Source organism: Sinimarinibacterium flocculans (genome assembly GCF_003201205.1).
Classification (GTDB): domain Bacteria; phylum Pseudomonadota; class Gammaproteobacteria; order Nevskiales; family Nevskiaceae; genus Solimonas; species Solimonas flocculans.
The window spans coordinates 754,812-771,308 of sequence record NZ_QICN01000001.1; the positions used below are offsets into that span (position 1 = coordinate 754,812).

Below are 16,497 nucleotides of genomic sequence, written 5' to 3' on the forward strand. Positions count from 1 at the left end.
CACGATGAACTCCTGAATTTCCTGGGATGGCGCGAAACGCGTGATCTTCGGGGGAAAGGTTCGACTTCATCTGTGCTCCATTTGATGGTCAAGCACGTGTTCAGCGACGCAAGGTGCCGCCAGGAAGCCAGCAGGCCGCGCCCGTGACCGAAGGGCGCGTGGCCGAGACTGCGCACGCATAGCCCGACTCTCCCCGCGCCCAATGCCGACCCAACCGGCTTGCGGTGCGCTCCTGGCGGGATGCCCTACTAGGCGTCCCGCCGTTTTTTTGGTGCGCCCGGCAGGGCGCACCTGCTTGGAGGTGGAAGGCCTACAGCGCCCAACTTCGTTCTTCGTGAGCCTCCGAACTACGGAGTAGAGTGATCGGCGCGGATCAGGTCTCCTGCCTTCAGGCCGATCATCATGCTCGGAGCATTGGTGTTTCCAGATGTGATGACTGGCATAACCGACGCGTCTGCCACACGCAGACCTTCGACGCCGCGAACACGAAGCAGCGGATCGACAACTGCATTGTGATCCGTACCCATCTTGCAGGTCCCCACCGGGTGATAGCCAAGATTTCCGGTCCGGAACGCATGCTCCAAGAGCGCATCGTCACTCTGCACCTGCGGCCCTGGGCTCACCTCTTCGATGATGTAGTCACGCAAAGCAGGTTGTTCGGCGATGTAGCGGGTGAAGCGCAGGATCTCTACCATGGTGCGCCGATCGTCTTCGGAGACGAGATGCTCATGGCGAATGCAGGGTGGCTCCATGGGGTCCGGTGATCGGATTGTGATGCTCCCGTTGGGCGTTGGTTGCATCTTGTAGCCGAAGCTGGTCATGCCGGCGATCTTAGAAAGCTTGATGTTGGCCTTGCCACCTCCGGCGCCGATGTCCTCGCCTTCTTCGACGCGCAGTGGCGCCATGTGCCACTGCGCATTGGCGCGCTCGATGCCGGGTCGGGTTTTCACAAATGCACCCACTAGCGCGGCGGGAAGGGCCATCACACCTTCCTTGAGAAAAAGGTAGCGCAATAGGTTTCGGACGAGGTTCATGCCTCGAAACTGATCGTTGAGGCTGCCGGATCGTACGGAATGAACGCAACCCGCAAAAAAATGCTCCTGCAGGTTGGTGCCGACGCCGGGGCTATCGTGCAACACATCCACATTGGCCGCGCGCAATACATCCGCAGGCCCGATACCAGACAGCTGCAACAGCTGCGGGCTCGCAATGCTTCCGGCGGACAGGATGACTTCCCGTGATGCTGGGTAGGTGTGCCATTGGCCGTTATGCAGACAGGAAACGCCGGTCGCGCGCCTGCCATCGAACAGAACCTTCCCCACTTGTGCTGAGGTGATGATGGTAAGGTTCTTGCGGCCACGGCAGCGTCGTAGAAAGGCGGTAGCAGCGCTGACCCTGCGACCGCCGCTGATCGTGCGTTGAAAGTATCCAATTCCGAGCTGATCGCCCTCATTGAGGTCGGTCTTGATTGGCAGTCCGGCTTGATGGCCTGCCTGAATGTAAGCGTCACACAGCTCTAAATGTTCAGGATTGCAGCTGATATCGACAGGGCCGCCGGTGCCTCGCGATGCGTTGGCTCCCAGCGCGTGATTTTCCATTGCCCGAAAAACCGGGAGCACGTCATTCCAGCTCCAGCCGGAACAGCCGAGCGCCGCCCACCCATCATAGTCCTGCGGCTGGCCACGGACATAGATCATGCCGTTGATGCTGCTGCTGCCGCCAAGCATGCGGCCACGGATCCACTGATGGGGTTTCTCCGGGCGGGATATGAACGGCTCGGGTTGATAGCGCCAGTCGTACTTCGGATTGTCCATTAACCGTTGAAAGCCCAGCGGCATGTGGATGAAGGGACTGTAGTCCTGCGGCCCTGCCTCGATTAGCAGAACATTGTGCTGCGGATCCTCTGTCAGGCGGCAGGCGAGCGCACAGCCTGCCGAGCCGGCGCCGACGACGATGAAATCGTACATGCTCATCTCACCGGGTCTCAAACTTTTTGCCGCCGCGGATCATCGTGAGATGATCGAGTTGTGCTTGGCCAAGTGGATTTCCGAGCATGGGCATCCGAAAGCCTTGAACAAGGGCGGTCGAGCGCGGCACATCCTGCGATTCCCAGACAGCGCGCACGGTGCCTTGCACGGCAATGCTGGGCTTGGCGGCAATCTGCGATGCGAGGTGATGGGCCCGGCTCCAGGCCGCTTCAGGCGTTTCGAGCACTTCGCTGACCAGACCGATCCGAAGAGCGGTCTGCGCGCTGACGCGTTCATCATTGCCCAGCAGCATCATGCGCATGACCTCGCCGTAAGGAATCCGGTAGGTCAGGCCGATAGGCTCCACGGCAGCGACCATGCCGTAGGAAACGTGTGGGTCGAAGAACTGGGCATTCTCGGCAGCGATTAGAAAATCACATTCGTTGATCCAGTAAAATGCCCCTGCACAGCACAGCCCATGCACTGCTCCAATGACCGGCTTCCAGCAATGGTTGGACTTCGGGCCGAGGTACTCACCGGGGTCGCGTTGTTCAAACGGGCGCGAAAAGTCGACGAAGGGTTCAATCTCGGCGGCCTTGACGTCTGCCCCAGTCGAAAATGCGCGCCCCGGGGCTGCGCGCAACACAACAGCATGTACGTCATCGTCCTGCTGGATGCGGGGCCAGAGTTCGCGGAACTCGCACATCATCTGATACGAGAAGGCGTTCAACGCATCCGGTCGATTCAGAGTGACCGTTGCAACCTTGTCAGGCCCGACCTCAATCAACAGAGTCTTATAATCGCCTTCAGTGCACTTCACGGAAGGCCCAACCCGCTTGCCTTGCTTCATCGTGTTCTCCTCTCAGTTCTTTGCAAGAAACAGATCCCGAAGTGCCGGCTGGCTGACCTTCATCGACGGCGTTCTGGGCAATTCCGGCACATGCCGGATTTGTGTGGGAATCTGGTAGGGCGAGAGTTGCTGGCGCAGGTAGTTCTTCAGTGAAGTTTCGTCTGGCGCGATACAGTCAGTCCTGAGGATGACTGCCGCGACCGGGACCGCCCCGAGGCGTGGATCAGGAATTCCGGTCACAGCCGCCTCACGGATGGCTGGATGCGTCTCCAGCGCGCGCACCACATCATCCGGGTGGACCTTAAAACCGCCACGCACGATCGCGTCATCGGCCCGGCCGCGGATGTAGAGAAAGCCATCGCTATCCAGGATTGCGCGGTCGGTTGTGCGAAGCCAACTGGCCGAATCACCGAGTCTGGCAGCCCTGAGTTCGAGCAACCCTTCTTCGCCGGGCGCCAGCGGCACAAAGGTCTGCGGGTCGACGACACGTGCTTCGATGCCCTCGTGCACGCGGCCGACCGAGCCGCGCTTGTCGATACGGTGTGCCCGGAAGTCTTCGATGGACCAGCTCGCAACTGCGCCTGCGAATTCCGTGGCGCCATAGGTTTGAAGTACGGCAATACCGTATCGCTCAAAGAATTCGTCTATCACAGCTGCATCGAGCGGCGCGGTGCCAGCAATGATTGCGCGCAGGCTTGCGAGCTCCTCTCTCGGGATCTGCGCGTCGAGGATCATTCGCAGCACCGTTGGCGGTGCCGTGAACACGGCGGGACGGTGCCTTACGATCGCGGCGCGTACTTGATCGAGCTTGAAACGCTCGAACAGCACCGCCTTCCGACCTGCGGTGACTTGCTGAATCAAGGACCAGAATCCGCTGATGTGAGAGAAGGGTAGCGTCAGGAAGACGATGCCTGAACGAAGCTGCACCCTCTCTTTGGCGGGGCGTCGTTTATAGGAGGCGCCGGCAGCGAAGCTTGCCTCAAAACTCTTGGTTCGCAATGGGATGCGCTTGGGCGTGCCGGTGGTACCGCTGCTGAGCAGCTCGATCATGATGCCGGGCGAACGTCCGCCATGATCCGATGTCACCTCAGGCGCCGGAATCAGCTCCGGCGGCTGTGTGAGTTTGTCAGACAAGGCGATTGCGCCCGTGTCGGCTTCGCGCAGACTCGCCCGAACGCCAGGGCGCTCAAGGTCGGAGCGTTCGCCGATCACGAGCGGAAGCCTTAGCGCGGCGATATCGGCTGCAAGCTTGGCGTCTGGCAAGACCGGGTTGAGCACCACCAAGCAGCGTGCGCCCACCAGAATGCCGAGAGCGGCCGCGTACTGAGGTGGGCGATTCCTAAGCAGAAGCCCAACGCGGCAGCCTTCATCCAGACCGTTCGCAGTCAGCTGCCGATCAAGCGACGTAGCCAGTGTGTCGATTTCGCCCCATGTGATCCAGCTGCCTTCGAACTCCAGCGCGGGATCGGTCGGGGCCAACGCGAGGACCTCGCGGATAAGGCGGGCAATCAGTGTGCTCATGGCCTGGATGCACCCTTCTCAGGGGTGAACAACGGAATCCAGACGTCTTCTTGCTGCTCGAATTGCACGCGCACGCGCTGGCCGATGTACACCGCCTGCGGGTCGCAGCCGACGATGTTGGTGGTCAAACGCAGGCCAGGTTGTTCGTCAAGCTCCACAATTGCTACGGAGTAGGGGACGGACAGGCCGGGGCGCCAAGCCTGATGGTTCACTGTGTAAGTGGCAACGGTTCCAAGTCCGGACATCGTGACTGGGACCAATTGGTTGGCGCCGCATTGCGGACATCGTGCGCTTGGTGGATGCTGGCAATGTTGGCAACTTCCGCAGCGCTGAATGAGCAGCCGGCCGTGTTCGCCGCCTGTCCAGAATGCGAGGGTGAGCTGATCAGGAGCTGGCAGAATGCGTGCACAAGAAGAGGATGTGTTCACTGTAGTAAGACTCCAGAATGGCGAAGCGGTCCTCGCAGCCATGCATCGACGTGATTGCGCTCTTACGGTGGAAAGTATAGCATTGTTCTCAATAGAGGCACCTGTAATGGTCGCTTGTAGCGGTCGTTAGATTACTGCCGAGCCGGACCCGAATCCCCGCGCGGGCGAATGCGGATCACGAGGGCAATCGCAGCATGAATTTTCAGTTTTCGAATGAGCAGGAGGCGCTGCGCGAGCAGCTGCAACGTCTGCTGAAGGACGGTCCCGCACGTTGTCGTGCCGTCATGGCTGCCGGTGACAGCCACGACCGCGCACTTTGGAAATCCTGTGTCGAGTTGGGCTTGACTGCGGCGGCGATTCCGGAAGCTGACGGAGGACTGGGGTTAGGGGTCATGGAGCTTTGCGTGATCGCAGAAGAGGTAGGCAGGGCGCTGGCGCCGGTGCCGATCGCTTCGTCGGCGCTCTACGCCACGGAAATAATTCGTCGGCACGGTGGAGAGGCGGCAGCACTCTGGCTGCCTCGGCTGGCGGCCGGCGAGGCGATAGCCACTGTCGCATTGACGGAAGGTACGGGCAGCTGGGACGCCGTGCCCTCGGCGGTTGTTGTTGATGGAAAGCTCAGTGGAAGCAAGTTACCAGTATCAGATCCCCACGCCGATGTGGCGATCGTTTCGGCGCGGTCCGAAGAGGATGGTCGGGGCTATGGGTTATGGCTGGCGCCGCTGGATCATCGCTCGGTCGTTCGCCGTTCCGTGGTCGCAGTGGACCGGATTCGCCGGCATGCAGTTGTGGAATTCGCCGCTACTCCCGTTGTTCGAATAGGCAAGCAGGGCGAGGGCGCGAACCTCGTCGATGGAATGATGGACTCGGCTGCAATTCTTACCGCCTTCGAGCAATTGGGTGGCGCGGAGGCAGCATTGCTGATGGCGCGCGATTACGCCTTGCAGCGCAAAGCCTTTGGCAAGCCAATAGGTGCCAATCAGGCCGTCAAGCACAAGTTGGCGGATATGTATGCGCGGATCGAGTTGGCGCGCGGCCATTGTTACTACGGGGCATGGGCGCTTGATGTCGGTTCTGCCGAGTTGCCGCGCGCGGCGGCAGGTGCGCGGCTCGCTGCGACCGATGCCTTCGTTTTTGCGGCAGAGGAGGCCATCCAGCTCCATGGCGGGATCGGATTTACGTGGGAAAGCGATTGCTCATTGTATTTGCGCCGCTCGAGGTTGCTGGCGCAGATGGTCGGGAGTCGAAGACGCTGGACCAGCCGACTGGTCAATGCGCTCGTAGCCGTCTGACTTCAGGAGTTTAGCCTTGGATTTCAATGATTCACCAGAAGAGGCGCGGTACCGCACAAAGGTCGCCGCATGGCTGGCGGCCCACGCCCCTCGATTTGAAGCGGGTCCCGACATAAAGCCCAACAGCGCAGCATGGGTGCGCCTATCCAAGGCTTGGCAGAAGGTTAAGGCCGAAGCGGGCTATGCAGGGATCACTTGGCCGCGTGAGCTTGGCGGGCAGGGTGGGTCCATGCTGGATGGCGTCATCTTCCAGCAGGAAGAGCAGCGTTATCGAGTGCCAAACGTTTTGTTTCAGGTCGGGATGGGCATGTGTTTGCCAACCGTAATCGCGTATGCCTCACGCGAGCAGACGCAGCGATTCGTCGGGCCGGCGCTGCGTGGCGAAGAGGTCTGGTGCCAACTGTTCTCGGAGCCTGCAGCTGGTTCCGATCTTGCTGGCATCCGTACGCGCGCGGTACGTGACGGCGATGAGTGGATCGTCAATGGCCAGAAGGTCTGGACTTCTTATGCCCAGTACTCGGACTTTGCGATCGTGCTGACGCGAACGGAGCCTTCTGTGCCAAAGCACGCGGGGCTGACCATGTTCTGGCTGGATATGCGCTCCCCTGGCGTCGAGGTTCGGCCGATCCGAACGCTTGCGGGTGACGAGGACTTCAACGAGGTCTTCCTCAGCGACGTACGCATTCCCGATTCTCAGCGTCTGGGCGCCGTGAATGCGGGCTGGAAGGTCGCGCTGACGACCTTAATGCACGAACGGTTGGCGATCGGCAAACCGCCGGAGCACGCCGGTATCGAACAAATTATCGCGCTGGCCAAATCCATTCGCACGGAGAGCGGCGGTATGCTGCTCGACGCAGCAGATGTGCGTGATTCGATCGCGCGTTACTACGTCAACGACGCGGGTCTCGATTTTCTCCGGATGCGTGCGCAAACCGCCCTGTCAAAAGGGCTGCCGCCTGGGCCGGAAGCGTCGATCGGAAAGCTGGTCATGGCTAAGACCCGTCAGGACTTGGCCGCGTTTGCACTCGACTTGCTTGAATCGGGCGCGATCATTGAAGACGACGACCGCTCTGTTCTAAGTACGTTGCAACAGACCTACTTCTGGGCGCCCGGCCTGCGCATCGCGGGAGGCACCGATGAAATCCTACGCAATATCGTGGCGGAACGTGTACTCGGCCTGCCTGCGGACTACCGTCCGGATAAAGATGTACCGTTTAATCAACAGTAGGCGGCGGTGTGGTATACGCCATTTGCACACCAAACCTTGCGCCGGTACTTTCGCCGGAAGCAAACCACATGCCTGAATCACTTGGGGTGAAGGTTGGTCAAGGCCGCCTCGAGCGCCAAGGCCTACCCGGTGGATGGTTTGCTATGAAGGGGTCGCCTTGCCTGCGGCTTTAGTGGGCAGCAGTTTAACGTTTCCTGGAGTCCATGAAGGCCCCCTACATGAGCTGCCAAGGACAAGAAGCGGAGATTCCCAATGGACGGGGTTTGTTGTGCGGGCGCCGACTGAAGGATCGAGCGTGCGTGCATGTGGCGCGAGAGATCTGACGTTGGCAATTCCGTCGTTCCCATCTATTGCATGACGTAGAGGTTCGTATGACAAGCAAAAAAGTAACTGTAGTGCTTGAACGTGAATTATGTACCGGCCATGCACGATGTATGGAAGCCTGCCCAGAAGTCTTTGGCGCAGACGAACTGGGTCATTGCAAGATTCTTCTTGACGAGATTCCCGACGTACTTCGTGCCAAAGCGGAACATGCGGTATTGAATTGCCCAGAAGGTGCGCTGCAGATCAAGGTGCAGGGTGATGATTAGCCGATATTGATGCTCGGTGCATCGAGTGCCATGAGGGTATTGAGAATCACACCGGCGCTCTGTTGTTCGACATGAATCCTCTGTGCAAGAAGGACCGTGTCACCATTGATGTATTCAAAGTATCTGGAGAAGACAAATGAATGCTTTGGAGTTTCTCAAGAAAATGCCGGATGCCTTCATGCCCGAGTCGGCTGAGAACGTGAGTTGCGTGTTGCAGTTCAATATCTCAACGCCGGCCTACGTGACCATTGAAAACGGAACCTGTGTCGTCACCGAGGGCGTCAGCGATAATCCGACGCTGACCCTTAACGTCAAGGATGACGACATGATTCAGCTTATGCGTGGCAAACTCAATGGCGTGTCGGCATTGCTGACCGGAAAACTGCGGGTCAAGGGTGATGTTGCGTTCGCCAAGCGAATGAATGGCTACTTTGACGTCACCAAGCTGCAAAGTGAATCGTGATAAATCACTGCTGTCCGGTTAACTCGTGAACAAAAGTCAGCTGGTTGGAGGACTCGTGCTCTGAATCGCCGGTGAAAGCCTGGTGCAGCGGCATTGTAGGCGCCGGCCTCGGGGATCAGCAGATCAACGACATTGACGTCGTGCAGCTTGCCGTCGCTGGTGTGAATGAAGCTGGGGATATTGCCGCGCAGGTCGAGCAGCGTGTGCAGCTTGACCGCCGCCTTGGTCGAGCGGAACGGCGCCCACGGGAACAACGCGAGGTGCAAGCACTGCTTGCACGGTCGATGGTCGTGGAATCCAGCGCGTAGACCGTGGCGTTGAGATCGACCGCCAGGCTCGGTGACATAGAGCTCGCGGGCCTGTCGGATCAGCACCTGTGCGAAGTCGGCATAGATGCTCCAGTCGCGACGCTCGTTGGCATCGGCGAGTGTCGATCGCTTGATCGGCTCGCGAAAGCCCATGTGATAGAGCTTGGCGGCCTGCGCCGCCAGGCAGACCTTGATGTCGCGCAAGCTCTCGCGAAACGGGAGCTGCGCGAAAGCCGTCACGCGGAACTACTCGGCGCACGAGAGCGTGCGCGCTCGACGGTCGCCGTGATAACGCGCCACGATGCGATGGAAAGTCTTCCACGGCAGGAAGTCCATGATCTGGGCGAACAGCGTCTTGCCGATGTACATCGGCGCCTCCGGCCGGTCAGGCAAAGGCCGGAAGCCTGCGGGGACGCCCAATTCCTGTTCAAGTCGGAGACACCCATGAAATGCCTTGAAACCCGCATCACAGCTATATTCTCAGCCTTGGGGCCGGTGCGATGACCGGACAGCAGTGAGAGCGCACAATGAGTCAAGATATGAAGCATCGGCTATCGGCCGGCCGAGAAGTAGCGGCCGGCCGAAACGAGATGCTGCCGACACTCGGCGACGAGCTGACTCATCAGCTCGGCACAGCTCGGCAGGTCGTCGATTAGGCCGACCACTTGACCGGCCCAGACCAGGCCGGCGCTCATATCACCTGTCTCCAGCGCCACACGTCCTTTCTGGCCGGAGACGAGATGCTGGATGTCCTTGAACTCGCAGCCGCCGGGACGATTCTCAATGGTCACTACAGCGTCCGAAACTGCGGTCTTCAGAACTCGACCGGTGTTGTGGAGAGTGCGGAAAATTAGATTGGTGTCGCGTTCGCTGGCCTTGACCAGTGCATTCTTAATGTTATCGTGGATTGGCGCCTCTTTCGTTGCGCAGAAGCGCGTGCCCAGGTTCACCCCCTCGGCGCCAAGCGCGAACGCTGCGGCCATAGTGCGACCGTCTCCAATGCCGCCGGACGCAATCAGCGGAATCCTGATCTTTCGTGCAGCGAGCGCGAACAGCAGCAGCCCGCCAACACCGTCTTCACCAGGATGGCCCGCGCACTCGAAACCGTCGATCGAGATCGCGTCGACGCCGTTACGCTCGGCCGATAGTGCATGGCGTATGGCAGTGCACTTGTGCACGATCTTCACGCCGCTGGCCTTGGCTTTGGCAATAAATTCCTTAGGATTGTTGCCCGCCGTCTCAAGGACCTTGATGCCATTGTCGATGGCCGCGTCGAGATAAGCCTCGTAAGGGGGCGGCGTCGCGGTCGGCAAAATGGTGAGGTTCACGCCGAACGGCTGGTCGGTCATGCTGCGGCAACGCGCGATCTCCCGGACCAAAGCCTCCGGTGTCGGCTGCGTCAAGGCAGTGAGGATGCCAAAACCGCCCGCGTTGGAGACCGCGGACGCGAGTTCCGCTCGGCCGACCCACATCATGCCGCCCTGTACGATTGGATAGCGCGTGCCGAGCAATTCAGTCACGCGCGTTTTCATTGTCACTTGAGACATCGGTAGGGCCCTTAGCAGAGTTTGCGATCGTCTAGCCTGAAGTTGTGGCTAACGATCGCTTGAATGACTTCGCTTTTAGCGTGAATCGCGCATAGCGAGAGGCCGACTTACCCTCGCCCGCGCAGCGGCGTCCGCTGATGCACAGGTCAGGTGGGGAACGGCTGTGCCGCACCAAATTCATCGTCCGGTGTGTGCTTCCGCCCCATACTCCTAGCCTGCGTGAAAAGAGATCGACTTCGCGTAGGTGAATTCAAGGAGTCCTTCTCGGCCATACTCTCGCCCCATGCCGGAGCGCTTGATTCCCCCAAACGGGGCCATTGAGAGCATGGTACCTGCACCGCCATTGATGGCGACACCACCGGTGCGGATCTGCCGCGCCATCTCGTAGGCCTTTCCAGTGCTGGCCGAAAAAATCGAGCCGTGCAGGCCAAATGCAGAAGCATTGGCCAAGTTGATCGCTTCCTCGTCCTTATCAAAGCCGATTACGCAGGCTACAGGGCCGAAGATCTCTTCCTGTGCAATGGCGCTCGAATTGTCGACATTGTCGAATATTGTGGGCGCATAAAAGTAGCCCCGCGTGAGTTCGGGCGGGCGCCTGCCGCCGCACACCAGGCTCGCGCCTGCATCCAGACCAGCCTGAACATAACGCTCGACGCGTTCCACGGCCTGCGGGCGAATCATCGGACCCATCATTACGCTGGAATCAGCCGGGTCGCCTACGGGCAGCGATTCAGCCATCTCCTTGAGCGCCGCGACATAGCGCTGACGAATCGAATTATGAACGATATGACGAGTCGTCAATGCGCAGCCTTGACCGGCGTGGATAGTGAAACTTGTAATGCCTGCCAAAATGGCTGCTTCTAGGTTCGCATCCGCTCGCAGGATCATGGCCGACTTTCCGCCGAGTTCCAACACCATGCGCTTCAGCGTTGGAGCGCCCTGCGCCATGATCGCCGCACCGACGGTGTCGGAGCCCGTGAAGCTCACCAAGTCGATACGCGGATCGGTGGTCAATCGCTGCGATACAGCCAGATCTCCTGTCACGATATTCAGCACGCCCTTCGGCAGGCCAGCCATTTCAGCGGCCTCTCCTAGAATGAGCGCCTGAAACGGCGTCCACGGAGATGGCTTGAGCACGACGGTGTTGCCCATCGCCAGAGCCGGAAAGACCTTGCCGATGTTCAGAAAATAGGGAAAGTTGTACGGCGTGATGCCGGCCACAACACCGACGGGTTCGTGTTCAGTGACGGCTGCCCCGAGCACATGCTGACCGGTCAGCATGTCCTGCGCAATCTCAGGCAGCGTTGGCTCGGGACGAAGGCGCAGCGCTTCCTCCAATGACGCACGAGCGTGCTTCATAGGGATGTCGAAATGCAGGAAGTTGGCCAACAACTGCGTCGCGCCCGCTTCAGTAACAATGAGCCGAACGATGCGTTCTGACTGTTCCTGCAGCCAGTCGAGCATGACCTCCAGCTTGCGAACACGCTCACGGATGCTCATTCGCGGCCATTGCCCTTGATGAAACGCAACATGCGCGGCATTGATTGCCTCATCGGCCTGGCTCAAGCTGCCAACCGGGCCCTCCCCGAACGACTCTGCAGTTGCCGGGTTCAACACCGGCTCCCATCCGCCTTCCGGCGTCACCCAGCTACCATTGATAAACAGACTTGCTTTCTCCGTCATTGCTGTCTCCTCGATCTGACTGCACCCAAAATGTCTGAGTAAACTGCGTACATTACTTCACGCAGGCCGACGTCGCCTATGACGCATGATGGCGGTACTCAATCGCGTACAAACAAGGCTGCGCCCGCGATGGGCCCGCCGCCATTGCTTACAATCGCAACGCGCGGATCGCCGGGCACTTGTCGTTCACCGCCTAGACCGCGCAACTGCGTGACGGCTTCATGGATCTGCACGAACCCATGCAACCGGCCACAAGAAAGCTGGCCGCCGCCGGTGCTCAGTGGGAGTTGGCCATTGAGGGCGATGCGCTCGCCGCCGTCGATGAAATCCCCCGCTTCACCTCGACCACAAAAGCCAAGGCCCTCGAGCCACAGCATCGTCAGGAAGCTGAAACCATCGTATAAGGCGCCGACATCCACGTCCTTGGGCCTGAGTTCGGTACGTGACCATAGGCGCTTACCGGCGTCTTCCGCCGCGAATCGGGTCAGGTCAGGCATTTGGTCCCAGGTATCACGTCCGTACAGCGGCGAGCATACGGCTTCCACAAGAATTGGAACTGATTGCAGGTCCGCCGCGGTCTCGCGATGCGAGACGATATAAGCGACCGAGCCGTCAATAGGGATATCGCAATCATACAGACACAGCGGAGTCGAAATGATCCGGGACGCCAGATACTCCTCAAGCGTGAGCGGAGAACGATAAACCGCGTTTGGATTCCGCTGGGCATTGCGGCGTGCATTGAGTGCGATCTGTGCGAGTTGCTCGCGCCGCGTACCGAACTCGTGAAAGTAGCGTTGCGCGATCAATGCAACCCATATGACGGCCGATGTCGCATGAAAGGGGACTTGCCACTGCCACTGATCGGACACCCGTGCGCTGTTATGTCCGATGTTGCTGGACCGCTCACCGCCCGCCATCGCGGTCGCCTCGGTCATGGTGCGAAAGCACAGCACATGGCGGGCTTGCCCGCTGGCCACTGCCATGCATGCATTCACCAGCGCTGACATCTGCGACGCTTCCATGCCAGCGCTGTACCAGTTAAGCGCCAACCCAAGATTCTCCTTCACTTCGCTCAGAGAGACCGGTGAGAATCCAGGTGTCTGCGCGGTGAAGCCCGGCCAACTGGCAAGGCCATCGATATCAGATGGCTTAAGCCCAGCGTCGCGCAGTGCCTTGTTCGCTGCCTCCAGCGTAAGGTCAAGACCGGAGCGCCCAAGCCTCCGGCCTACTTGCGACATGCCGATCCCGGACACTACACAGTTCTTCTCCTGGCTGTTTGTCGTCATCGTGGTTTCTCAGGGTGGTTCCTTGGGGGATAAGAATGGTTACACGAGCCGCACATGTTCTTCGCTTGACATGCCGCAAAACAGGTACCTAATATAACTCAACGGTTGCTGGTGCACAGCACAAGCGGCGCGACTACAGCGGCAGGATTGCGCAGCGAGGTGACCGTTGATCAACGATGACGACGCACGCAGATACGGAGGAGCGCCACCGATTCCCGTTGGGTTGTCGACGCCGAGCGAGCAACGCGCGGCGCTGGCACGGTCACGCAACCGCCCGCGGTTGCGGTGGTTGTTCGTGGCGCCTGATTCCTTGGGAATCGGAGGTCCGAAATGGCAGGGCAGCCGAGGCGGTGTAAGCCGGAGTCCCGGCTGTAGAGAGTGATCGATGACCTGAAAACAAATGACTGTTTGTATTGTCATTTGGATGTATTAGATGGGAAGGCGCCGGTAGCTGCGCATCCTGATGACCGTGACGCGAGGAGATAGAAAATGATGTTGAAGCAGCTGGCGGTGTCCGTCTTATTGCATGCGTTGGCAGCGACGGAGGTGTTGGGTGCTGAGCTTCCCGGCGAGTCCGGGGGAGCGGACGACAGTCTGGAGTTCCTCCTGGAAGACGCGATCGCCGGTGATCAAGGTCAGAATCAGCCTCATGATCAAAATCAGCCTGCTGAGAACAGGGCGAGCGACAACGTCTCGCAGCCGAAGTCTGATGGTGCGGAATCCTCGGTCAGTGATGAGCCGGGTGGGCAGGTGGCAGGTCCGGACGGAGGGGCGGTGCCGACCATTCCTGTGGAGAGCCTCTCGGAAAATGAGGGAGAGCTCGCAGCTCCGAGCACAAGGTCACCCCAAAGCCGGTTCATCGAAGAAATCGTCGTGACGGCCGAAAAGCGTGAAGAGAACGTGCAGGACGTTCCCATCACAGTTCAAGCGTTTTCAGGCGAACTGCTCGCCGCGAAGGGCGTCACTGAACCGATTAAGCTGGCCGCGCTCACGCCTGGGATGACGTACACAGAGTCCTTTGGCGCTACGTTTATATACATTCGAGGCATTGGCTTAGACGCTTTTCTGACGGGCGATCCAGCAGTCGCCTACTACGTCGACGGGGTCTACAACCCAATGCCTTTCGGCCAGAACCAGAACTTCGGCCGTGTTGAGCGGATTGAGGTGCTGAAAGGCCCGCAGGGCACCTTGTTCGGCCGCAACGCCAGTGGCGGCGCGGTCTCCGTCATCACGGAGACTCCCGATCCGTCCGGTTTTTCCGCGTCCCTCGGCGCCGCCTATAGAATCTACGACCACAAGAACGTGGATTCAGACGGCTACAGCTACAACGCATTCTTCAATGTTCCTTTGGCAGACAGCATCGCTGCGACGTTTGCCGGATACTGGGATGACGCTGACCACTGGTACAGCAACGCCCCAGGATCGCCACGCGACGATCGAGGTATCGAATTTCCAAGATCAACACAACAAGGATTGCGCGCGAAACTGCGTTGGGAGCCGACCGACAGGAGCAGCCTGACGCTTTCGTATACTGACTATTCGCAAAACGGTGTCGGCACTCTTGCGCTCAATAACACACAGCCGTCGCTCGTAACAATGTTGCTTGGAGGTTTGCCATCGGATGACGACTACTTGTCCGAGCAGGAGGCGATTGATGACCAGCAGGAGACAACCAGTGAGACCTTCTCCGCCGAACTGAAGTGGAAAACCGACCCCATGGAAATCAGACTGCTGGGAAGCAATCAAGAGATAGGGGTGGGTGATTTTGACTATGATTTCGATGGGACCAGCTCTCCAATCATAACCTTTGGTGATAGCGCCGCCGAAGACGTAAAGACAGTTGGCATTTATGGCACGATCACTACCGCCGAGCTGCAGTTTACGTCCGAGCCAGGTTGGGGACCAGACTGGCTGAAGTGGGTCGGCGGCTACTACTACTTCGATAGTCAGCTCGGACTAGACCCGGTGGCGTCTCTGCTCAGTGCCGAGTCGGTGATTGTTGGTCCTGGGGGCGGCGTGGCGTTAAACTTTTTCGACCTCATATCGCTTGGCTTGCCTCTGGGGCAGCTACTCTCTGGCCTTCCACAGCCGGTGCAGCAGATTCTTGGGCCACTCCCTCTGTTGGGAGGGGTTCGGTTCATACCTGCCGGCGAGACTCAGACAACAGCGCACGCGCTGTACGCGCAAATCGACGTCGACGTTACAGACTGGCTTGGTCTGACCTTGGGGCTGCGCTACCAAGATGAGAATCGAGAAGTGACCAAATCCAACTTTTCGCTGACGACACTCGATGGGGGCACCATACAGGTCTTCGACTTTGTAGATGGCTCACTCTTCCCGCCACCAACACCGGCGGACAAACAGACGCTTTCACCCAAAGTGGGGCTCAACTTCCGACCGGCGGATGGACTGCTGTTCTATGCATCCTGGCAGAAGATTAGCAAGAGCGGAACGTTCAACATCATCAATATCTATACTGGCGTGGACGAACTACCGCAGGAGAAACTTGAGGCCTACGAGGTCGGGGCAAAGACCGAGTGGTTTGATGGCTTGCTGCGCCTGAATGCAGCGGCGTGGAACTACGATATTACCGACCTTCAGGTACAGTTTATATCGTTCTTTACAGGGGGGGCCGTCAGTTTCGACCGTGCCGAAGAGGCGCGTTCTAGGGGATTTGAGTTCGATGCGCAGGTGATTGTGCTACCGAGCCTGTTCGACTCACTGGTCTTTTCCGCGGGGGCATCAATGGTCGATGCCGAGTACATCAAATTCACGAATGGCCGCGGCTACAATGAGCAGACCGGCTTTTTGACCAGCCGCAATGACTTTAGCGGCTTGCCGCTGAACCGGACCCCAAAGTGGACGGGCTTCGCGTCGCTCGCGAAGACTTGGAATTTCTCCTGGGGTCCACTCGAAGCTGCGGTGGACGGAAACTACCAAGACCGAACCTGCTATGTCCCAGGTAGCACCGAGCGCTTCTGTGAGGAGGCGTACACGGTGGTGAATGCAAGAGTCAGTGCATTGCTCGAGCGGACCAACGTTAGAGTGACGGCGTCCGTGAACAATCTGGAAAATACAACCTATGTTCTGTCACAGTTCCCTAATGATTTTGGCAATAACCGGTCGTTGGCTGCGCCCAGATCCTATGTTCTGCGGCTGGATTGGTCATTTTGAAGGCCTGAGTTTTGATCTCGGGTAGGGGAGCAGTTCTGTCCTGAAAGAGGTCAGACGCCGCGCTTGATCATTCGGCGTCTCGATCTACTTCAGTTCTGATCCGCCCGCACAAGCGCGGCGGGTCTGTCTCTACGCCGACGCTTAAAAGGGCGCAGGGGCG

At 59.1% G+C, this 16,497-nt stretch carries 12 protein-coding genes and 2 pseudogenes; 5 read left to right on the plus strand and 9 right to left on the minus strand.

Annotated features, from left to right (window positions below; genetic code table 11):
• Positions 1 to 347: 347 nt before the first annotated feature.
• From C8D93_RS03495 to C8D93_RS21310, 5 genes and pseudogenes are all read right to left on the minus strand, one after another.
• A complete protein-coding gene (locus tag C8D93_RS03495) occupies positions 348 to 1,967 on the minus strand; it encodes a GMC family oxidoreductase (RefSeq protein ID WP_170123872.1) in 1,620 nt (539 codons plus the stop codon).
• 7 nt (positions 1,968 to 1,974) lie between these two features.
• Positions 1,975 to 2,817 carry an enoyl-CoA hydratase/isomerase family protein gene (locus C8D93_RS03500; RefSeq protein ID WP_110263744.1) on the minus strand — a complete coding sequence of 281 codons (843 nt, stop codon included), beginning with the start codon at positions 2,815 to 2,817 and terminating at the stop codon, positions 1,975 to 1,977.
• A 12-nt stretch (positions 2,818 to 2,829) separates the two neighbouring features.
• Positions 2,830 to 4,338 carry a class I adenylate-forming enzyme family protein gene (locus tag C8D93_RS03505; RefSeq protein ID WP_110263745.1) on the minus strand — a complete coding sequence of 503 codons (1,509 nt, stop codon included), beginning with the start codon at positions 4,336 to 4,338 and terminating at the stop codon, positions 2,830 to 2,832.
• Positions 4,335 to 4,583, minus strand: a complete 249-nt coding sequence (locus C8D93_RS21050) for a Zn-ribbon domain-containing OB-fold protein (RefSeq protein ID WP_245903801.1) — start codon at positions 4,581 to 4,583, stop codon at positions 4,335 to 4,337. The genes C8D93_RS03505 and C8D93_RS21050 overlap by 4 nt, the downstream gene beginning before the upstream one ends.
• 30 nt (positions 4,584 to 4,613) lie before the next feature.
• Positions 4,614 to 4,808, minus strand: a pseudogene (locus C8D93_RS21310) (zinc ribbon domain-containing protein); the annotation flags it as partial.
• 152 nt (positions 4,809 to 4,960) lie between these two features.
• Here C8D93_RS21310 and C8D93_RS03515 point away from each other — a divergent pair.
• The 4 genes from C8D93_RS03515 to C8D93_RS03530 all read left to right on the plus strand — a co-directional run bounded on the left by C8D93_RS03515 (position 4,961) and on the right by C8D93_RS03530 (position 8,339).
• Complete coding sequence (locus tag C8D93_RS03515) at positions 4,961 to 6,058, plus strand: acyl-CoA dehydrogenase family protein (protein ID WP_110263747.1); 1,098 nt, start codon at positions 4,961 to 4,963, stop codon at positions 6,056 to 6,058.
• A gap of 16 nt (positions 6,059 to 6,074) precedes the next feature.
• Complete coding sequence (locus C8D93_RS03520; RefSeq protein ID WP_110263748.1) at positions 6,075 to 7,286, plus strand: acyl-CoA dehydrogenase family protein; 1,212 nt, start codon at positions 6,075 to 6,077, stop codon at positions 7,284 to 7,286.
• Positions 7,287 to 7,657: 371 nt separating this feature from the next.
• Positions 7,658 to 7,876: a ferredoxin gene (locus tag C8D93_RS03525; protein WP_110263749.1), complete on the plus strand. Its 219-nt coding sequence runs from the start codon at positions 7,658 to 7,660 to the stop codon at positions 7,874 to 7,876.
• 136 nt (positions 7,877 to 8,012) lie between these two features.
• Positions 8,013 to 8,339, plus strand: coding sequence for an SCP2 sterol-binding domain-containing protein (locus tag C8D93_RS03530; protein ID WP_110263750.1), 327 nt, complete (start codon positions 8,013 to 8,015; stop codon positions 8,337 to 8,339).
• Positions 8,340 to 8,413: 74 nt separating this feature from the next.
• Here the strand turns inward: C8D93_RS03530 and C8D93_RS03535 are convergent.
• From C8D93_RS03535 to C8D93_RS03550, 4 genes and pseudogenes are all read right to left on the minus strand, one after another.
• Positions 8,414 to 9,016 (minus strand): annotated as a pseudogene (locus C8D93_RS03535) (DUF4372 domain-containing protein); the annotation flags it as partial.
• A gap of 182 nt (positions 9,017 to 9,198) precedes the next feature.
• The gene (locus C8D93_RS03540; RefSeq protein ID WP_110263845.1) at positions 9,199 to 10,179 is read right to left on the minus strand and encodes an NAD(P)H-dependent flavin oxidoreductase; all 981 of its coding nucleotides are present in this window, start codon (positions 10,177 to 10,179) and stop codon (positions 9,199 to 9,201) included.
• Positions 10,180 to 10,404: 225 nt separating this feature from the next.
• Complete coding sequence (locus C8D93_RS03545; RefSeq protein ID WP_110263751.1) at positions 10,405 to 11,877, minus strand: aldehyde dehydrogenase family protein; 1,473 nt, start codon at positions 11,875 to 11,877, stop codon at positions 10,405 to 10,407.
• 98 nt (positions 11,878 to 11,975) lie between these two features.
• Positions 11,976 to 13,163, minus strand: coding sequence for a thiolase family protein (locus C8D93_RS03550; protein WP_110263752.1), 1,188 nt, complete (start codon positions 13,161 to 13,163; stop codon positions 11,976 to 11,978).
• 492 nt (positions 13,164 to 13,655) lie between these two features.
• Here C8D93_RS03550 and C8D93_RS03555 point away from each other — a divergent pair, with 492 nt between their 5' ends.
• Positions 13,656 to 16,337 carry a TonB-dependent receptor gene (locus C8D93_RS03555; RefSeq protein WP_170123873.1) on the plus strand — a complete coding sequence of 894 codons (2,682 nt, stop codon included), beginning with the start codon at positions 13,656 to 13,658 and terminating at the stop codon, positions 16,335 to 16,337.
• The last annotated feature ends 160 nt before the right edge of the window (positions 16,338 to 16,497 follow it).